This is a genomic window from Paenibacillus thermotolerans (assembly GCF_028745515.1).
Taxonomy (GTDB): Bacteria; Bacillota; Bacilli; order Paenibacillales; family YIM-B00363; genus Paenibacillus_AE; species Paenibacillus_AE thermotolerans.
On sequence record NZ_JAQZSG010000017.1, the window covers coordinates 77,289 to 97,991 of the forward strand.

The window sequence follows — 20,703 nt, forward strand, 5'->3', positions numbered from 1 at the left end:
TCAACCATCTATCGTCACCTTATATTTTTGTTGTAACATAGCGGTTTTAACCAATGTCATCCTTACAAATGGAGCGTTATTCTTCCATGCCTCGTTTTTCAAATTAATTACGTCGGGAATGCTGGAACTATTAAGAATATCTCGTTCGGTGCTTTCAAAATCTTCATATCTAAGCCAACGAAGATAGTTCATCCCCCCGCCTCTTAATACTCTTTCACCGATAGAAAACATTTTTCGTAGGGAGGATGATTTTCTAAATTGACTTTCGATAGAAACTTCTACTGTCTGACTTCGGATCTTTGATAAATCCCCAAGTAATTTAATAAATTGTTTTTGAACAGGCTTCCCGACAAACAAAGAGTCATCCCAACAAAGCATTTGCCTTATAACCGAAGGTGTTAAATAGACAGGCAGGACATTCATAAGTCCATTCAATCCATAGAAATAACCAGTTCGATGGTTTTTCGCGAATCTATAGTATAAATCTTTCATTACAATTTTGATATTGGAGAGCCCGATTTGTTTTTGTTCATCTACCCAGTTCTTCATCTTCTCAAATCTATGAGACATTTCTTCTTTGTTAATTAACTCCTCGTAAACATCGGAAGAAATATATTGCTTTTTATACTTTTCAATTAATGTCCCTCGTTTATATCTAGGTACTATTCTGATATATGAAAGCAAATATTTGGCAAGTCCTTCATTGGTCATTCCCGGAACTTTATCATTTATACATGCTCCAAACAATTCCCCGCCCATAGCACCAGTCAATAATACATCCATATCTGAAAAGTCATACCCAATATTTTGTAATGCATTGCTAATGGACAGTGGCGAATTTCGAAGATCGTTCTCGATCTTCTCCTTCCAACCAATAGCACTCGGATGAAGTACTCTAACTTTCCCTAATCCTAACTGTTCAGCAATTTCTTCTGAACGCTTTACGTCATAGGTTTTTAAGAAAGGTGTAACCTTCTCTTCTCCAATAAAGTAAGGGGAAATATTAAATTTGTACTTTGATGCAAAATAAGCCGCCGCCCTTGAATCTAATCCTCCGCTTAATCCGATGCCAAAACGCAGGCCGGAATCTTGATATTTTGCAAACCTACTGTCAATTATCTCATATAAATCACTTGCTGCTTTGATTGGATCAGTTATGTTTTTATCTGCTAAGAAGGATGTATATTCTTTTCTGTTAGTAATCATATTTTGGAGATGAATTTCATAAAAACTCGCTGGTTTTACCCTTACAACAAACTCCAAAATAGTATCGCCAATAAAATTGGTCCCCCAATAAAGGAGATCCTTCAATTTATTTACATCTATTTTCGTTTGCTTGTTATGATCGTTTAAAAATTCAATTAAAGATAATGGTGAGTCAGTAAACACAAAGATTCCATCTTGATCATAAATAAATGCTTCTTCAAAACCGATTAAATCAGATTGAATTCGAAACACTTTATCATCGGGATTGTATTTTGCCAATATGAAGGTGTAATCATAATCATTGATTTCCTTACTTTCGAATTGAAAGCCTGCCAATTGTTCATCAAATTGTCCGCTTACAAAATTAGAACTTTTCGAAACGATGAGTTGGCTATCTCTTTCTTGAACAAAATCTCCTGTAAAATATACATCTTTAAAACATTTCAGTTTATTATCAGCCAAATTCGTAATAAAAAACCGCATTATAGGCCCCCTTCAACTGACTTTCTCATAAGAATCTCAGCGATCTCAAAATCAATCATTGTATCGATATCTATCGAACGCAAAGAGCTCATTACATAAGCTGTTGTCCTATCTGTATAAAAGCTGCGATTATTAACGAGACACTCGCTCTTCGCAATATATAATGCCCCGTTTAAGCGATAGGTTTTTGGTAACTGTTGCCTCGTCGTATGTTGAACATCATCTTGAAAAATATTTGACATTATTCCATTACTATCTATCTTTTTGTACCAGTATGGACTATGCTCCGTTTCACATACACTAACCATGCTGTTAAGATCTCTCCGAAAACACTCTGTTAAAGCATCGTCAATATCTTCCACAGTTCTCAAGGGCGATGTGCATTGTAAAAGTAAAACGTAATCAAAGTGCATTTGCCTTTCACTGTAATGTGTGAGAAGATGTAACACTGTATCGATAATCGGTGACGTGTCTGTAGCTAGAGATTGCGGCCGTAACAAAGGAACATCGCAACCATATGCCTCAGCAACATCTCTTATTTCTAAATCATCGGTGCTTACAACAAGTTCCGAAATATACTTCGATTTTTTCGCTTCATCAATTGTCCACGCAATCAGCGGCTTACCATTTAAAGGCCTAATATTTTTATTCGGTACACCTTTTGATCCGCCACGGGCAGGGATAATTGCTAAAACTTTATTCATTATCATTGAACACCTCTGCATACTCTACGTTTGCACGTTCAAAATCACTCATCCGACCAATATCCAGCCAGTATTCTCTCACCGGAAATGCACAAACCTTATTTTCTTCTTTAACAAGTTTTTCAAATAAGGTAGGCATGTCGTAATAAGAGTTATACGGGACATCGGGTATTATATTTGGATTAAGTACATATATACCGGCGTTAACAAAATAAGAGTAGCTAGGCTTTTCTTCAATAGATATCAATCTGTGATCTTTTGTATTTACGACCCCATAAGGAATTTCATATTGATATTCGCGAACACACATTGTAGCTTGCGAATTATGTTCAATATGAAATCTCAAAAGACCGTCAAAGTTAACCTTAGTTAGCAAATCACCATTCATAACAATGACTGGCGAGTTCGGCATCTCCGGTAGCAACGACAGCGGACCCGCAGTACCCAGCTTTTCATTTTCCTCAATGTACTGTATGTTAACCCCGAAGCGAGACCCATCACCAAAATAATCAATAATTTGTTCTTTTTTATAATTAACCGCTAGGTAAAAATTCACAAAACCATATTCGGCAAAATTATGGATAATTCTTTCCAATATCGGCTTACTACCGATCTTCAGGAGTGGCTTCGGATTATGTTCTGTTAATGGATAAAGACGGCTCCCCAAACCACCGACCATTAAAACTACCCAATTATCCCTCTTTACTTTTTTCTCTTCAAGCAAGTCATCGAGGACCAATAAATTAACCACTCTGTGCTGATCATCGACTATGGGCATCTGCCTCAGTGACTTCCTCTTCATGAGGGATAAAATATCCTTTTTACTGCTGCTTAACTCAGCGAAATAAGGATTTTTATTCATGATGTACTTTATTTCCTCATCCAAAGGAATTTTCTTAATAATAGCGCGTCGGATATCCCCGTCAGTAACCGTCCCAATCAACCTTTTGTCTTCGTCAACAACGATAGCGATTTGTAGAACTCCTCGATCAATAACTTCAATCGTTGACATAATCGTTGTGTCGGGGGATATAATAACCTTCTCGAAGTCCCTCACCTAGTTACCTCCTTTGCAGGCACACCTATTACTTTAGCACCGTTAGGCACATCACGAATAACAACAGCCCCTGCACCGATGATACAACCTTCCCCGATTTTAACTCCTTGTATTACCTTTGCACCGGTGCCAATGTGAGTGCTGCAACCGATCGAAACACTACCCGATAAAGTTACCCCCGGGGCAACATGGACATGCTCACCTATAGAGCAATCGTGTTCGATTATCGAGCCAGTGTTGATAATAGAATTCCTCCCTATTGTCACACGCGGCTGAACAATCGCCCCCGCCATTACTTGCACACCCTCATCAAACATTATGTTTTTTGACAATATGGTGTTTGGATTAATTACGGAGCAGAAATTATAATGGAATGCTTTATATCGTTCAAAAATTAACTTTCTCAATCCGGGTGAACCGATACTCCCAATGCCGTTAACAAGAAGACATGTCTTTGGATCGAATAAATGAAGTGAATCGTCATCACCTAAATGCTTTATATTATAGGCTTTAGCGATCTGATTTCCTTCATCTTTACTTGTAAACCCGATAATATCGGCGCTTGTAAGCAACAATGACTCAATTAGAACCTTTGCATGACCGCCACCGCCGAGTATGATTATTGGGCGCAAATTAATCGATCCTTTCATCCTCTATATAATCTCTTGTCGCTTTTCTTCCGAGGACATCCCAGTACCGTAAAGGAGGAATTCCACCACCAGGGCGTTTAACGGTTATGTTTTCGTTTGTAAACAGCTCGCCTGCTTTTATATTTCCTTTGGCGACAATACTTTTATGCACAACTGATTGATTGCGAAGTTCCGAAGCCGTAGGAATTTTCTTTGAGTTGCCTATGGCGGCCTCAACTTTTCGGATTGACTCGACCATCTCTTTAAACTCATTTGGCTCCAAAGATGACCTATGGTCAGGGCCGGGCAAATCTCTATTTAAAGTAAAATGTTTCTCAATCACCTTAGCTCCTCTGGCTACAGCCGCAACTGGAATTGTTATTCCCTCTGTGTGGTCTGAGTAACCTATGGGCAACTCGAAGGCTGAACTCAGTGTAGCCATAACAGCTAAATTAATTTCGTTGTAAGGAGCAGGGTACTCCGTTGTGCAATGAAGCAATGTTACATTTTTTGACAACGCATCTTGTCCTTGAGCTGAAAAGTAGGCCTCTATAAAGTTCCTTTCTCCTGGTTCGGTTCCCTTGAGGTATCCATAGGAAAGAACAGCGAGCGCTTTCTCGATATCACTTAAAGTACTCATACCAGTAGATAATATTAATTTTTTATTATTCTGAGCTAAATAATAAAGCATTGGGGCATTGGCGATCTCACCGGAAGCCACTTTGATGATTGGCAACTGTAAGGTTTCAACTAGAAACCTTGCACTCTCATAATCGAATGGTGAAGACAGAAAATCGATGTTTCTTTTTTTGCACCGCTCCATTAGGATAAAATGTGCGTCCTCACTTAGCTCCAGCTTATTCAACATTTCATATTGGTTTTCAGCCTCGTCGGTTTTCTTTTGATATTCTGCTTTTGGGGTGTTTTTACTTACTAGAGCTTTAGCTTTAAAAGTTTGGAACTTAACTGCATTTGCTTTGCATTCCGCCGCTTTATCTACTAATTCTAAAGCCATATCTAAGGAACCGTTATGGTTCACGCCCGCCTCAGCTATGATATAGGTCTCTTGATTCAAATAACTACACCCCCAAGTCATAAAATTTTTTATTTTGAATGCCATTAAGTTTTACCCGTTTCAACGTTTCCTTTATCTTCGCGGCCGTTGCCCCTTGTCCATAAAGAGACTCCGTACTAGGCAATCGATCTCGAAATTCGGAAGAGAGGGCAACTTTTATAGCATTAATTATTTCCTCTTTTTCTTCAGAGCAATCTATGATTGATCTGGCTTTAAGCCGCCCATCTTGCCTTTTTCCAATATTTACAGTAGCTGTTTTAAAAAAAGGGGCTTCAATAATTCCGCTTGATGAATTTCCGACGACTACACTGGCAAAGCGCATTGCGCTTAAATAATTAATCTGTCCCATAGTGATGAAAGCTCTAACCTTCTCGGGGCGTTGGGCGGCGTATTCATCTATTAACATGGAATAGCTTTTCCCTTCTACATCAGCATTAGACTTAGTGATCAAAATGCTTGCCTCCGGAAAAGCGTCCATTGCGATAAGGAGATTTTTAAGCCCCATTATGCCGCTTTCTTTATCATTCGTAACCGGGTGATAAGTCACCAAAAGAGTGGGTTCTTTTAGTTTAAAATTATTTTTTTGTTGAAGGTCCTCTTTGCTTAAAAGTTGCAACCGATTGATATTATCTAACCCAACCGCTCCAAAATTATATACATGTTCCGGACTCTCCCCAAGTTGCATTACCCTTCTTCGATACTCTTCGCTCGCTACGAAATGGAAATGGGACATTTTTGTAACAGAATGACGTATCGACTCATCAATTGCCCCCGCTGTCACCTCACCACCATGTAAATGAGCAACCGGAACTCCAGCGATTAGGGCTGCTTGGGTAGCCGCTAATATTTCGTAGCGGTCTCCAAGAACTACAACAATGTCAGGTGAAAGCACCTGATAAGCATCGGCAAAGCCTATCATCGCTAATCCGAGCGATTTAGTTACGCCAACCGCCGTATCGTTCGAGAGCAACATATCAATTTTTACATCTATATGAAACCCATCATCTTCGATCAGTTTGTACGTCATTCCATGATCATGTGATAGATGCGCTCCCGTAACAATTAGCTGCAATTGCAGTTCTTGGTCATTACTAATTTCTTTCATAAGCCAATACAACAATCCGTACTCCGCTCGGGTTCCAGTAACAATACAAATCTTTCTCATTATCGGTTAATTCACCCCTAAGTTCACGCTACTTGGGATATTAATTAACGAAGATTCTATTCTTTCCGCTGTAGAAACATCCATTCGAGGATAATTTTTAAACATCGGCAACTTATGCATTAACGTCCAGGAGGGGCGTGCTTGCACACCATTATTAGTAAGAAAACTAATTAGATTATCCCGCTCTGTCATATCTGGCTGTCGAATAAGCACAGCATTAAGCCAATAATTACTTTTTGCAAAGTCAGGTTCTTTCATGAAAATTATTTCCGGGATCTCGGAAAAAAGCTGTAAGTATCTTTCAGCAATACGACGCTTAATATTAATAAATGAATCTAATTGTTCAAGTTGAGCGCACCCTAATGCGGCGTTTATATTGGGCAATCTATAGTTATACCCCACTTGATCGTGATCATATCGCCATTTATGGGGTATCTTAGCCGTTGTCGTTATATGCTTTGCTGCAGCTGCAAGTTGCGGATCGTTTGTAAGTATTGCACCGCCGCCACCGGTTGTAACTACTTTATTTCCGTTAAAGCTGATTGCAGAAAGCAAACCCCAATGACCGGTATGTTTGCCTTTATAAAATGATCCTAGTGACTCGGCCGCGTCCTCAATCAAAATAATGTTAAATTTGTTACAGACCTCCAAAATTCTATCTAAGTCCACTGGGTGACCAAACGTATGCATTGCAACGAGCGCCCTGACTCTCTTGCCGGTCAACCGGTTGAAGCTCTCGCCTCCACGAATTATCAAAAGCTCTTGAAGATAATCGTCAAGTTTATTAGGGTCTATACCGCATGTTTTTAAGTCGACATCAACAAAATGAGGAGTCGCCCCACAATACTCGACAGCATTTGCCGTAGCAATAAAAGTAAGGTCAGGTACTAGCACTTCATCGTTTGCTTTAACACCCGCAAGCAACAGGCAAACGTGAAGTGCTGCCGTGCCGTTTACCACGGCTGAACAGTATTCAATTCCCGTATATTCAGTCAACATCCGCTCAAACCTATTTACATATTCACCAACGGATGAAACCCAACCAGTATCAATGCAGTCTTTAACATACTTCCATTCATTTCCCTCAAAATATGGTTCATGTAATCCTAGGTTCTCTTTGCCTGAATAAGATACATTTTTAATAGCAGTAAGGATCTGTTCATACAATTGGCTCATATGTTATAGAAATCGGCCTTATACATTTTTAAATTTGAAGGGTCACTAAACCATTCGGCCGTTTCCGCTAACCCCCTTTTCAGACCCTCAATACCAGCATATTTCGGCTCCCATCCGGTTAATTTCTTTACCTTCTCGTTAGAAGCCCATAAACGCTCAACTTCGCTCTTCGTCGGCCGTAACCTCATCTCATCAGTAACAATTTCCACTTCTACACCCATAACTTCCGCAATTAATTTTACTGTGTCTCCAATGGACACTTCATAATTGCTTCCGACATTAATGGTTTCACCCTCAATATGGTCTGCCCCAGCAACAGCAATAAACCCATCCACTGTATCCTTAATAAAGTTAAAATCCCTTGTAGGTGTTACCGCTCCCAGCTTCAGCACCTTACGTCCGCTAGCAATTTGAGTTATAATCGTTGGGATTACAGCTCTTGCCGATTGTCTAGGACCGTAAGTGTTAAATGGCCGGATAATTGTGACAGGCGTTTCAAAAGATTTATAAAAGGATAGTGCTATTTGGTCAGCCCCAATTTTGGAAGCCGAATACGGCGATTGGCCTTGATGCGGATGCATTTCATCGATCGGTACATAGAGCGCGGTGCCGTAAACCTCACTCGTAGAAGTATGAATTACTCTCTCAATTCCAAGCTCTTTAGCAGCCTGTACTATATTGAGTGTGCCTTTGATATTGGTATCAACATAGGTATCAGGAGAATGATAAGAATATGGGATTGCAATAAGAGCGGCTAGATGAAGTACAATGTCACACCCTTTCATCGCCTCCCTTACACCATGAGGATCCCGTATGTCGCCAGAAAAAACCTCTAAATTTTCTTTAACTGCTTTAGGCACACTATCAAGCCATCCCCAAGAATTAAAGGAGTTATAGTAAACAAACGCCTTTACAGAGCAGCCCAACTCAACTAATTTTTCGGTTAAATGTGAACCAATGAAGCCATCTGCACCTGTTATAAGAATTTTTTTCCCCGTTAAGTTCATAACAATCATTCCCCAATTTATTATTTCAATGCTAAGAGTCCCTCTATCTGTTCCTTTTCACTCGGGTCCTGCGCGACTAAACGCTCAAACATTCGAGGATTTTCCTTCCCTTGCTTACCAAGTGCCGCGAGATAAAACCTTGTTAACTCACGATTCAAAGGATTATTCATATCATCTGGAATTTTGGAAAGCCCTTGTCTTAATATTTGTTCCGCACTAGAATAATCTTTCTTAAGATAATATACCTTGCCTAATGTTAAACCTACATTTGAATCAAACACGAAGGCTCGTTTGTAATGCGGAAGCTTTTCTGGGATTAGTTCTTGCTGAGATAACATTTTTTCATGTACTTGTATCGCCTTGTCCCAATAACTATTTGCTTCCTCAAAAGCCCCTTCATTATATTTTGAAAATCCTAGTGTGGCGTAATTCGTAATTAAATTAGCATAAAAATTATTGTCCCAAACAAATTTTTGTAACATTAATTCAGCAAACTCGTTCGCCTTATCGGTTTGATTGCTGACCATATAGAGATAATATTGTTGTTCAATCAATTGCCTATTGCTTGGTTCCTTAGCCATGAGATCAGTGGTCATCTTTTGTGCGTCAGATAAATATTGATCGTTTTTAGTTTGGCGATATACTTCCAAATAAACGGCAATTTTTTGGATTTTGAATGCCGGTTGACCTTTCGAAAGACCGATGGAATGGTCAAGCCCTTCAACCACTGTACGAAAATCAGCTTGACCAGAGCGCAACATTTCATTAACATTATTAAACTCATTGATCGCCCGTACATTCTGAACTGAGTGTCCCAATGAAACTAAACCGATAGCGATCCCCAGTACTGCAATACATTTAGTGATAAAAGGTCTCTTGTTTGGTGCCATTGTTCGAAAACCCGCCGAAATTATAAAACCTATTGAAAGAAACACAAGGGAAGAAAGGTATAAAAAGCTCATATCAAAGTCTATTAAACTATGAACCAATAAGATTACGATCAGCAGAAATAGCACATTTAAATAACCCTTATCTCTTGTATACCTTGTATCTTTTATTGCTTTCAGGAATGAGTAACCGGTCAAGTACAATAAAGCTAGTAGTACCATGAAACCGACTATCCCAGCGGAAACCAAATACTGAAGCAGATAATTATGAGCTTGTCTGCTTGTGTAAGGGAAACTCTTATATATCTCAAAAAGATTGAACCAACCACCGCCACCAACACCGAAAATGGGATTTTCCTTAACAATCTTTAAAGAATCTACATAAAAAGCTGATCGTGAAAGAAAGCTGTTTTCACTAGCATTTATACTCCCAAGTCTTGGAGAAATCTCAGACAAGAAGGGTAGAGTTCCAGATGTAAGATAGAGAATTGAAGCTGCATCAACAAATAAAGTTACAAGAAGCGGCAACATCCAAAACTTCAGTTTTTCTCCAAGTTGCGGCGACAACTTTTTATTGCTCCAAAATATAACCGCGGAGTAAATAGCCGATGCGGTTAACAGTAAAAGCAAACCCCAAATGGAACCACTCTCTTTTAAGCTGAATAACAACTTAGTTAAGAGCAAAGAGAACCCAATTGTCACCACTGTTTGTGCAAAAGCAAGTAATTGTTTATGGCCTTTCATCAACAGAAGGAAAACGATTAGAACAACCGGATATGCTACTAATCCTCCTCTTGAATCTGTTAATATCAAAGAAAACATAATTGGCAACTGCATAAATAAATGCAATGCTTTTATTCTTCTGTTTTCTTCTCCATAAAACAACATCAGACCGGCGAAAAATAAAAATATAAGGTATGCAGCGTAAGTGTTCGGGTATTGAAACACTCCTGATAATCGACCGTCCAACAATGCATCTTGATATTTCACTAAACCGAACCATGTTAAAAGTCCATGAAGACTCACAAGATACCCGGAAAACACAATCGTAATTGTTACATGTTTAAGACCGTTTTTTTGTTGCATGAGGAGCATTCCTGCAAAAAGCAGCGAGACATGCATAACCTGCTGAAATACATGAAAACTTGCTGAATATGCAGAAGCAGGGGATATGAAACTTGAAATTAGATAAGTTGCAGGAATTAGCCAAACAATAAGTAAAAGAAAAATCGATACTTTTTGGGGCTTTAAAAAGAAGTAGATCATGGTGAAAATCAATACAGTGCTTGTTAAAATCATAGTTCCAAAAATTGGAGCCAAGAAAGTAAAAGTTCCCCCGTCGAATAACGCCTTAAAATAGGGGGGGACAATGATAAATACGCCTAGAAGTATACTGATAAGCCACGATAATTTCGAACCACTTTCCATTGCTGTACCTTTTTCCATTGTATTAAACTTAACCCTCTTTCTTATCTAAGGAAGCGACAATTTCTAATGATGCACTAATTGCTTCCTTAATTTGTTCATTTGATAACTGGTCCCCAAAATACTGATAAGTAGGGATCCATTTTTTCAGCAAAAGTCTTACTTCCTCTCCATTTACTCCCGAAAAAACCCTCTCAAAATTCCCTACCATTTCAAGCATTTCCTCAAAAGGCATCCCTGTTGCCTTACCGATATAAACGCGGTTATGCTTCGTACCCGCCGCCCCTTCATCGTTACTTAATAGTTCCTCAAACAACTTTTCTCCCGGCCGAATACCCGTATATAATATCTTAATATCAACATCCGGTTCCAAACCGGATAACCGAATTAAGTCCCTTGCCAAATCATCAATTTTTACAGGCTTACCCATATCAAGAATAAATACCTCGCCACCTTGAGCAAAAGCCCCAGCTTGTATCACCAGTTGAACCGCTTCTGGGATCGTCATAAAATACCGTACCATCTCAGGGTGGGTTACTGTCACAGGTCCACCTTCATTAATTTGTCTTTTAAAGACCGGAATAACGCTGCCTCTGCTTCCTAAAACATTGCCGAAACGTACAGCAGTATATTTCGTTGCACTTATATTATTAAAGCTCTGTACAATAATTTCGGCTGCTCTTTTGGTTGCCCCCATGACATTCGTTGGATTAACAGCTTTATCTGAAGAAATCATAACAAATCGTTCTGCTCCAACCTTATGCGCCGCCTCTGTAAGATAAAAAGTACCAATAATGTTATTTTTAACAGCTTCAGCTGGATTCTTTTCCATCATAGGTACGTGCTTGTGAGCAGCGGCGTGAAAAATCACTTGTGGTTTGTAGCTATTGAAAATATCTTGAATTCTACTTTTATCTTGAATATCTGCTATAATTGCCTCGATTTTTAATCGGGAATACAGTTTTCTTAATTCCAGTTCAATTTCGTAAATGCTGTTTTCTCCATGCCCAAGTAAAAGTAATAATTTAGGTTGAAAACCGGCAATTTGCCGAGATAATTCTGAACCGATCGAGCCCCCGGCACCAGTAATTAGTACTACTTTGTTGGTCACATAGCTGGTAATTTCCTGCAAATCTACCGACACAGGTTCTCTACCTAATAGATCCTCCACACTAACGTCACGTATTTGGTTTAACGATATTTTCCCGCTCAAAAAGTCGCTTACTCTTGGTATTATTTTAATTTGACAACCCGTTAGCTTGCAGATTTCTAATATATTTGATATTTCAAGCCTAGTAGCGGAAGGAATTGCCAGTATTATTACTTTAATATCCAATCGTTTAACAACTTCCGGTATATCCAATCTATTCCCAACAACTGGTACACCGGAAACTTCTAAATTTTTTTTTCTTTCGTTATCATCAATAAATGCAACAGGATAGAATTCCGAGAATTTTTGTTTCAGTTCTCGAACAACCATCAAGCCTGTTTCCCCTGCACCGATCACTAAAGCCTTATGGTGGTAAGGTTGAAGTTTAGAATAATTGTTTTGAATGATTCTCCATAAAAACCTTGAACCGGCAATTCCCATCAAAGTTATAATAAATGTCATAATAAAGACACTTCTTGGTATTACAACAGAATGAAGTATTTCCTTTATAAGAAATTGATAAACAACAAAACAAACAGCAGTTCCCGTTACTGTTCCTTTAAAAATCGATAATAAATCCCCTACACTCGCATATTGCCAAAGTTTTTTGTAAATTTTATTAACATACAGACTAAGCACTGTGAACAAAGTAAAACACGAAATCACCAAAGGCATCGTACTAATGAATTGTGGCTTTATAGCGAAGTCGAACCTAAGAAGATAAGCACAATAGACAGAAAAACCTACAATCATGGAGTCGATAATCATCAAAATGAGCTTTCTTTTTACTTGGTTCATTATAAAAGGTACCCTCCAAAAGAAAAAACTCACTACTTCGTTGTAATGAGTTTTTTGTCTTTCAACCCTGTAAGTAGTTAGACCTATTCCCGCCAATATCGCTTGCGGACCAAAAATAACGAGCAAATACTATCAGCAAACTAGTCAAAAGACCAATTATTGCAGAAAGAACAATATTAACAATTTTATTAGGTCCTACAGGAATAGTTGGTTCCAAGGCTGGAGTGATGAAAAGAGCCTTTAATCCCGTTAAGACCCTCACAGAATTTGTAGAGGCTATTTTTTCGCTATAATTTTGCTTTTCCAAGTTTTCTATCAAAGTTTGATTATTATTAATCCTATGGTTTAAAACTTCTTTTTCGGCAGTCAATTTGGAAATTTGTATTGTTCCCTGTTTGATTTGTTGGGACAATTCCATAAATACGGGGTTCATTTCTTCTGAAACCAAAGTAATAGCCCCGTTTTCAACCGCATTTGGATTCCGTTCATTTACAATGGAAAGTAAATAAGGTTCATCCGCAAGTGTTTTCTTATTTACAATTTTTTCAGGTGTATCTTTTTGCAATTCTTTCGCGGTCTCTAACTCGTTAGTGGATAATTGAAGTTCTTCTTCAATTTCCGCCAATCTATCTCTGGCTGTTACAATTATGTCTGAACGGTCTGTAATTTCGATTCTTGATGCAATATCGAAAGCAAGCATATTACTAATTTTTGCTGCCAGCAACGGATCCGTATTTTTAACAGAAAGCTTTAAGACATTGGCATCTGGTATGACACTTACCGAGATACTACTTCTAATTTGCTCGTAACTAGCGTAAGTTCCTTCTAGTTCTAATGTGCGAGCGATTTTACTAGCTGTTACACCCGATCTAATGGTTTGAGCAAAAGAATTAATATCTACAGGTGTCTCTTCAGTTTTGATAATACTAAACCGAACTAATGAGGTCGCTTCATAAACGCTGTTCAGCATAAAAAAATTTATAAAAAAAGAAACAAGAATGCATAAAATTACAATTAACGAAACGATTATTTTTCCTCTCCATATTATTTGGAAAATATCCCTTATGCTGAGTTCGTACTTTGCGCTTTGGTCCACAATTTCCTCTCCTACTATGTAAGTTTTAATTATATTCTTAGTTCATGTCATTAAAAGTATAGCTTTTTTAATAAGAGCTATGCAAGGACGTTCTCCGATTCATAATTCATTGTAAACAACACCGTAAACTATTCCAAGGAAAACTATCTGGAAAATCATTGGAAAGCACTGTAATACTTTATTATTAGAATATAATTCAATATAAGAAAAGTCAGTTTATTATATATAATAGTTATTTATTCTACGGTTGTTTCTTAGCTTTATAATAAAGTATTATTACAGGTATTAGCATGTATACGATCAGAGCGACCAATGCTGTGGAAACTTTCTTGGAAATTATAGGTTCCATTGGAAGTTAATGCCCCATCCGCTGTTTTTTATATTTTTTTTGGAATGTGTTTTCACCCCTGTTCAAAAGAGATAATAAGTACTAGGTATTTTAGACATATAACACACCAAATAAGGGGTCCCCCGCATTGGAGACTCCATATTTGTTATTATACTTTGCGTAATATATTCCTGTCAGAGTACAAAGCAACCCCTTCCTCCGGCTTCTATTCAATATCTTAATTGGCGGTGATTTTCAAGAGAAGCAAGGCTACTGAAAATCTGGCTACTGCTCTTGTAAATGTTACTGCTTCAAATAACGACGATGACGACGACAACAACGGCGGCAGCCCAGTCGCCCCTGGCAATGGTAACGGTAATGGCGGTAACCAAGGCAACAACGGCAACCCGGGCGGTAAAGATGGAGTGATCAAAGTCAGCAACTCCGTAGCTGCCGAGGCACTTGCGAAAGCGTTCGAAGGCCGCACTAACGTTACTATCGAAGTAAAAGGCGACAATGTTGCCATTCCAGGCTCCGTACTTGAAGAGGCTGCGAAGAAAGAAGGCGCTTCTGTAACGATCGTTGCTGAAGATGGCTCGACTTACACTCTTCCGCTGTCCGTACTTGATTTCAACAAGCTTGCCGCCGAACTTGGCGTCGACCTCGCAGGTCTGAACATCAAAGTACAAATCAAGAAGCTTTCCGACGCTGAAGCGAGGCCCGTAACGGACGCGATTTCCGCAATCGGCGGCAACGCCCTTGCCGGAATCGTCGACTTCTCCGTAACGGCTGAAGGTAACGGCAAGTCTGTCAAAGTGAACAACTTCGGCAAAACTTACGTTTCCCGTTCCGTGAACGTCAATAAAGCTGTAGATCCGAAGTCCGTAACAGGCGTTGTGTACAACGAGGAAACCGGAGCACTCACCTTTATCCCTGCTACGTTCGCGACCATTGACGGTCAGACGGTTGCAACGCTGAAGAGCACCTCCAACTCCATCTACACGGTAGTTGAGCTCAACAACAGTTTTGCAGACGTGAAAGGCAAATGGTCCGAGGAATACGTTGTTCCAATGGCCAACAAGCTGATCGTTCAAGGCTACGAGGACGGATCGTTCGGTCCGGATCGCTCCATCACTCGTGCGGAGTTCGCCGCCCTTGTTGTTCGCGCCCTTGGCTTGAGCAACAGAACGGCGACTGCTGACTTCACCGACGTGAACGCAAGCGCTTGGTACGCTAACGATGTAGCGATTGCTGCCGAAGCGGGCATCATCAAAGGCTTCGAGGACGGCACGTTCCGCCCGACGGCTGAGATCACTCGCGAGCAATTGGCTGCAATGGTCGTTCGCGCCAGCGAATTTGCAGGTAAAGACTTGTCCGTAGCCGCTTCCGAGCAAGCAAGCATCCTCGCTAAGTTCAGAGACGCAAGCAACATCGGATGGGCGAAGGCCGAAGTCGCTGCCGCTGTTAAAGCAGGCATCGTTCAAGGCTTGAAAGCGGACTTTATCGGTTCCAAGAACACAGCAACTCGCGCAGAAGCTGCAACGATGTTGTACCGCTTCTTGCTGAACGCCGAGTTCATCAACGAATAAACTCGTAACTATTGAAGGGGTCCCACGGGGGCCCCTTCTTTTTTTCATACACGTTCTCCTCCCCCCACCCCCTCAAAACGCCTATCAGCTCCGAACATTTTACAGAAAGAGGTGAAATTTGGAAAAGGCTAAAGAGACATTGAGAGGAGTTAAAAAGGGACAAAGTAGGAGGAAGTGAACATGAATCGGATGAAGAACTGGTTGACGAAGGTTTCCGGAGCAACAGCACTGGTCTTACTAGGAACTCTTATGATTCCTTTGCTTGCCTATGCGCAGGCGTACATCTTTCAAGTGAGCTACGACCGTTCAACGGGTACGGTCACCGCAAGCGTCTATACGGACGAAACGGTTACCGGCAATGTGTACCTCAATCTCCACGACAACAACATGAGCGTCATTGACAGCGTGTACTTATCTGCCCCAACGGGCAGCTATACCGACGGGAATGCCGTTTATGACCGATATGATTTTACTTACACGGTTACGGCGAATGTTTATGATCCTCTGAAGCTGACGAGCTGGTACGTCGATCCGAACGGGAACGGAACGGTCACCTCGGACGTGTATACGGTCTGGTCCCGCACGCAGCCGGGAGGCGGCGGTAACGGCGGCGGATCCGGTGGCGGTGACGGCGGCGGACCGGGCGGATCCGGCGGATCGGGCTCAACCCCGCCTCCACCACAGCCTGATCCCGATACCGGAGCAATCGACGGCAAAATCAGCGCTGCTGAGGACGGAACCGTCTCGCAAGAAGAGCTCGCTAAAGAGCTGGACAGCAACGTAACGGTTGCGATCGAGCTGCCGGCCGGCGGACTGGTGAAGCTTCCGGCGAAGGTTCTCAAGGCGGCGAAGCAAAACCGGATTTTGGCGCTTAACAACAAAGGGATTGCGCTGGAGCTGCCGCTTAAGGTGTTGAATTTCGCCGAATTGGAAAAGGCGACCGGCGCTAAACAAGAGGAGCTCTTCATTCACGCGAAGGTCGCTCCGGTAAGCGGCGAGGCATGGAGCCGCTTGAAGGAGCAAGCCCGCTCCATTGGGGCGACGCTGGAATCGCAGCCTGCCGAATTTGCGCTAAAGGCCGTCGGCAACACCGGCAACTCCGTGCCGATCGACGATTTCGGACGCACCTACGTGAAGCGCACGCTGCCGCTCGAAACGACCGCCGGTGCGGACCAATTAACCGGGGTGTACTATAACGAGAGCGTAAGCAGCTTCAGCTTCGTACCGACGAAGTTCGCAACGGACGGCAACGGCCGCATTGTAACAGCGACGCTTCAGCGCCCCGGCAACAGCATCTATGCGGTGCTGAAGCACGACAAAACGTTTAACGACACCGCAAGCCACTGGGCAGAGGACGATATTCACCTGATGGCTAGCAAGCTGATCATCGAGGGTGTATCCTCGCTTCGCTTCGAGCCGAACCGCGACATTACGAGAGCGGAATTCGCGGCACTGCTTGTTCGCTCGCTCGGCTTAACGGCCTCCGGTGGCGGCGGCGAGAAATTCTCCGATGTCAGCAATAACAAATGGTATGCCGAAGTCGTACAAACCGCATCGGAAGCCGGACTGATTAACGGCTATCCGGACGGCACGTTCGGACCGGACCGCACGATCACCCGCGCCGAGATGGCGGCCATGATCGCGAGAGCTCTTGCCTTCGCGGGAATGAACACAACGATTACGGATGCGGAAGCTCAGAGCCATATCGGCAAGTTCACTGACCATAATGAGCTGCCTTGGGCTTCACACGACTGGGCCGTAGCGATTCGCGCCGGCATCGTTACCGGAATGACGGATTCGACGCTTGCTCCGAGAGACAACGCTACCCGCGCTCAAGCGGCGGTCATGCTGAAACGGCTTCTCGCGCACATTACATTTATTTAATCTCACATGAGCACGAGCGAAGCCCTGCCGGTGTCCCGGCGGGGTTTCGCTTCATTTATTCCTTGAAAATGGTACTATTATCGCATCATTTTTAAGAAAAGATATACTATAATCCTATAAGATGTTTGTTTCTGCCTTTATTTTTCTTTATAATTAGTAAATATATATGAAATGCATCGGAGGCGTGTTACGGATGATGAACGTAAGAGAAGCCTTCCAGCTGCTCAAAGAGCGCGGAATTGCCAGGGACAAGCAGGAGCTGCGCAAATGGCTGAACGAAGGCTTCATTCAAGCCGACCCCCCAGTCAATAGAAGAGTCGGTTGGAAAATTAGCGAAGATGCGCTGAATGAATTTATTCATAAATATGAGAACGGACAGTTTGAAGAGCTGGGCAAGCGGCGCCGTTCGGAAGAAGCGCGCGTCGGGCTGTACTCTAGATCAAGAATTACAAATGTCGATCGAAGCGACAGCGACACCTATATTATTAAGCTGGAAGAAGAAGTAATCCATTTGCGCCGGCAAGTGCGTGCGCTGCGAAGAGAGTTTAACGATTTGAAAAAGGTGCTTGGCTTCCCGATCCTCAACCCGGAGCTGCAGGACGAAGCGGAATAACTATAGAAAGAATTCTAATCATTTCGCGATAAAGTGAAAGAATAGAATTCTTTTTTTCGTTTATCAAGTAAAATTTCACAAGAGATGCAAGCATTCGTGAAGGATTGGAACCGGTTCGTTAGTGAGAGAAGCAAAGCGGAGCTCCCGTTGCCCTCGGCGGATTCGTCGGTATTGGGTGTGCGGGAATAAATGGCATAGTACGGGAAAAAATGAGGCTCCCTTATAAAAGGAAACCTCATCCCATGCTTATTTCACATTGTCGAATGCTCCGGCGCGATCCAACACGACCAAAGCTCGGAAAAAGCTTATATCGCCGGTCGGATCCGATAGCAGCTTTTTTGCCACAAGCTTATCGACCGTCGGTTTGGCCCATACCGGAGGAGGACCGACACGCACAAGCGCCCTCAATTCCGCAATTTCCGCCTGCATTTCCTTGATCGCTTCCATCCCTTCCTCAGCCTCCTTATCGTATTTCTCGTAACCTCCGGAGCGAATGAGCGCGATGATCTTGCTTGCGTACAGGGGATCTGTCGCATATCCGCTCATTTGCAGCGCATTAGCTTGCTCCGCCGGACTTCTCGCGCCGATTACTTGGTAATACCGCAACCGATTGTTCAAAAACAACAGCGCCTGGTCCTTGAGACAATCTTCAATATTGTCGTATGCCCGCCAGTTGGCCGTTATATTGTCATACCGGGAACCTCCGTAAACCTCCCACGTCTTAGCCGACACGCTTCGTCCGTGCCAGTATTCCGTAAGCGTTCCGCTGCCGACCTTATAGCCGACAATATTGTTCCACGAAGGAATGTTTCCGCCCGTTTCGAGAATGGCCTGCGCCAAACTGACGCTTGGAAACAACACGCCGCCGTCAACCCTCACTTTAACGGCAACCGGAGCGACGATATCTATGAATTGTTGCCTATTCAACGAATATCACCTCCATAAAATAGAATTATGTATGTCCTGTATGAGGGGGAACGGCTGAAACAAGAAAGGCGACCGAATTACTAAAAAAGCAGGCTTCCCAAAAGTCCTTTCGAACTAGTGAGAAGCCTTTAGGCTGTTTCCGTCATTTAATTTTCGCTACTCCTAACGCAAAATGGCTCCAAAGCATATCCTCAATCCATTCAGCTTGCGTTTCTTCACAATCAACAATTAAGATTATTTCGGAATGTTTGCCCTTTAGCGTTCGTTTTTTTTTCTTTACAACAATCTCAAAAAAAATGCGAATAGCGAGGCCGAGAACGAATCCGGCAAATGCGCCGATCAATCCCCAATAAATCGGACCCCAAGCCAGTTTAAAACCAATGCTTGCGCCAATAACCGAAAATGCAGTAGCCAGCCCCATACCGATATCAATTAAACTTGTACCGTCAGAGCGATGGAGATTATCGAAAATTTTACGGTCTTCTTCTCTGTTGTCCAGAGGGACAGCGAATATGCTTTCCTTCGGAATTCCCCTTTTTTCCAACGTTGAAATGGCCATTTCTAAAAAGATGTGCGTTTCAAATGTTGAAAAAAGCTGCAAATCGATCACTTCACTTTTTGTCCTTTTCGTATTTGGAAATTCTGAGATTGATACTTCCGGGTCAAATGGTGCCTTAACTCTTTTTCGAAAAGTTTATTATTCTCCACCGTATTAATGTAAGAATCATAAACAGCAAACCCGTAATGTGAAGGGATAAAAAGTAACCATTCCGGCTTTAAAACAGATGTCGCTTCTTTTACTTTACCTAAGAACAAGAGAACAACAGCTTCTTGAATATGCGAATAATAAAAGAAAACTACTAACCATACAATGACAAATACTGCAGTTAAAATCCGATGTATATAGAGCTGTCCCAGACCGGGAATAAATAATGACCACATAACGGCGAGAAGGGGATATCGTTTATCTAAGTAGTTTATTTCTAAAGCGCCTAATGTAAATGAATTAAAACGATGCTCCTCTCGCTCGGATAAAAGATAAAACTTGTTCATATCTACTGTTGTCCGATAACTGTCCCAAATACCGAATAGGTAAACCGGAATATACATAATAAGCCATCTTGTGTTTAGCACCTCTTTGGCCATGTCTATATTCCCTTGAAAAGAATAAATCATTGCCGCATTCACATGTGCATTGATGTTAACAATGACTTCCCAAATAAATAATGCATACCCTCTGAGATACTTAGATAAAAGCATATGCCCGAATCCAGGGAACGCTGCGGACCACCAAGCAATAATATAAGGGTTTCTAAGATGCAATTGCGTCGTCCCGAGGATACTAACATGCGCTTTATATCTTCTGGCGGTATTGTCATTCGTATAGTTGTCCATCTGATCCCCATTGCGATGTATTTAAGGGTATATTTCCAAAATCAACCTGAATTTATACGTTGTCGGTTATATTGAAGGAAATAAAAAAAGAGGCTTCCCCAAAAGTTCA

Annotated in this window: 17 protein-coding genes; 3 read left to right on the forward strand and 14 right to left on the reverse strand. The window is 41.7% G+C overall.

The window, feature by feature from the left end; translation table 11 throughout:
• From PT964_RS15200 to PT964_RS15250, 11 genes are all read right to left on the reverse strand, one after another.
• Positions 1 to 1,689, reverse strand: a complete 1,689-nt coding sequence (locus PT964_RS15200; protein WP_274364203.1) for an asparagine synthetase B family protein — start codon at positions 1,687 to 1,689, stop codon at positions 1 to 3.
• Positions 1,689 to 2,393, reverse strand: coding sequence for an acylneuraminate cytidylyltransferase family protein (locus PT964_RS15205; protein WP_337995040.1), 705 nt, complete (start codon positions 2,391 to 2,393; stop codon positions 1,689 to 1,691). Before PT964_RS15205 ends, PT964_RS15200 begins: the two co-directional genes overlap by 1 nt.
• Positions 2,386 to 3,450, reverse strand: a complete 1,065-nt coding sequence (locus PT964_RS15210; RefSeq protein ID WP_274364205.1) for a nucleotidyltransferase family protein — start codon at positions 3,448 to 3,450, stop codon at positions 2,386 to 2,388. Before PT964_RS15210 ends, PT964_RS15205 begins: the two co-directional genes overlap by 8 nt.
• On the reverse strand, positions 3,447 to 4,100 hold the full coding sequence (locus tag PT964_RS15215) for an acetyltransferase (protein ID WP_274364206.1): 654 nt from the start codon (positions 4,098 to 4,100) through the stop codon (positions 3,447 to 3,449). Before PT964_RS15215 ends, PT964_RS15210 begins: the two co-directional genes overlap by 4 nt.
• Positions 4,084 to 5,154: an N-acetylneuraminate synthase gene (neuB, locus tag PT964_RS15220; RefSeq protein WP_337995041.1), complete on the reverse strand. Its 1,071-nt coding sequence runs from the start codon at positions 5,152 to 5,154 to the stop codon at positions 4,084 to 4,086. The genes PT964_RS15215 and neuB overlap by 17 nt, the downstream gene beginning before the upstream one ends.
• A 4-nt stretch (positions 5,155 to 5,158) precedes the next feature.
• Positions 5,159 to 6,319: a UDP-N-acetylglucosamine 2-epimerase gene (gene neuC / locus PT964_RS15225; protein ID WP_274364207.1), complete on the reverse strand. Its 1,161-nt coding sequence runs from the start codon at positions 6,317 to 6,319 to the stop codon at positions 5,159 to 5,161.
• Between the two features lie 6 nt (positions 6,320 to 6,325).
• Positions 6,326 to 7,495 (reverse strand): LegC family aminotransferase, encoded by a 1,170-nt coding sequence (locus PT964_RS15230; RefSeq protein ID WP_274364208.1) that lies wholly within the window; start codon positions 7,493 to 7,495, stop codon positions 6,326 to 6,328.
• Positions 7,492 to 8,502, reverse strand: coding sequence for an NAD-dependent 4,6-dehydratase LegB (locus PT964_RS15235; RefSeq protein ID WP_274364209.1), 1,011 nt, complete (start codon positions 8,500 to 8,502; stop codon positions 7,492 to 7,494). The genes PT964_RS15230 and PT964_RS15235 overlap by 4 nt, the downstream gene beginning before the upstream one ends.
• A gap of 20 nt (positions 8,503 to 8,522) precedes the next feature.
• Positions 8,523 to 10,835, reverse strand: a complete 2,313-nt coding sequence (locus PT964_RS15240) for an O-antigen ligase family protein (RefSeq protein WP_274364210.1) — start codon at positions 10,833 to 10,835, stop codon at positions 8,523 to 8,525.
• A 10-nt stretch (positions 10,836 to 10,845) separates the two neighbouring features.
• Complete coding sequence (locus PT964_RS15245; protein ID WP_274364211.1) at positions 10,846 to 12,762, reverse strand: polysaccharide biosynthesis protein; 1,917 nt, start codon at positions 12,760 to 12,762, stop codon at positions 10,846 to 10,848.
• Positions 12,763 to 12,823: 61 nt separating this feature from the next.
• Positions 12,824 to 13,858, reverse strand: a complete 1,035-nt coding sequence (locus PT964_RS15250; protein WP_274364212.1) for a Wzz/FepE/Etk N-terminal domain-containing protein — start codon at positions 13,856 to 13,858, stop codon at positions 12,824 to 12,826.
• A gap of 753 nt (positions 13,859 to 14,611) precedes the next feature.
• On the opposite strand from PT964_RS15250, the gene PT964_RS15255 reads away from it, so the two are divergent.
• The 3 genes from PT964_RS15255 (at position 14,612) to PT964_RS15265 (ending at position 18,272) form a co-directional block, all read left to right on the forward strand.
• Positions 14,612 to 15,775, forward strand: coding sequence for an S-layer homology domain-containing protein (locus tag PT964_RS15255; RefSeq protein WP_274364213.1), 1,164 nt, complete (start codon positions 14,612 to 14,614; stop codon positions 15,773 to 15,775).
• 180 nt (positions 15,776 to 15,955) lie between these two features.
• A complete protein-coding gene (locus PT964_RS15260) occupies positions 15,956 to 17,659 on the forward strand; it encodes an S-layer homology domain-containing protein (protein WP_274364214.1) in 1,704 nt (567 codons plus the stop codon).
• A 193-nt stretch (positions 17,660 to 17,852) separates the two neighbouring features.
• Entirely contained in the window at positions 17,853 to 18,272 is a 420-nt protein-coding gene (locus PT964_RS15265) for a hypothetical protein (protein WP_274364215.1), read from the forward strand.
• A 246-nt stretch (positions 18,273 to 18,518) separates the two neighbouring features.
• Here the strand turns inward: PT964_RS15265 and PT964_RS15270 are convergent, their stop codons facing one another.
• The 3 genes from PT964_RS15270 to PT964_RS15280 all read right to left on the reverse strand — a co-directional run bounded on the left by PT964_RS15270 (position 18,519) and on the right by PT964_RS15280 (position 20,594).
• Positions 18,519 to 19,199 (reverse strand): glycoside hydrolase family 73 protein, encoded by a 681-nt coding sequence (locus PT964_RS15270; RefSeq protein WP_274364216.1) that lies wholly within the window; start codon positions 19,197 to 19,199, stop codon positions 18,519 to 18,521.
• 142 nt (positions 19,200 to 19,341) lie between these two features.
• Entirely contained in the window at positions 19,342 to 19,800 is a 459-nt protein-coding gene (locus PT964_RS15275) for a hypothetical protein (RefSeq protein WP_274364237.1), read from the reverse strand.
• 5 nt (positions 19,801 to 19,805) lie between these two features.
• Positions 19,806 to 20,594 carry a hypothetical protein gene (locus PT964_RS15280; RefSeq protein WP_274364217.1) on the reverse strand — a complete coding sequence of 263 codons (789 nt, stop codon included), beginning with the start codon at positions 20,592 to 20,594 and terminating at the stop codon, positions 19,806 to 19,808.
• Positions 20,595 to 20,703 lie beyond the last annotated feature (109 nt).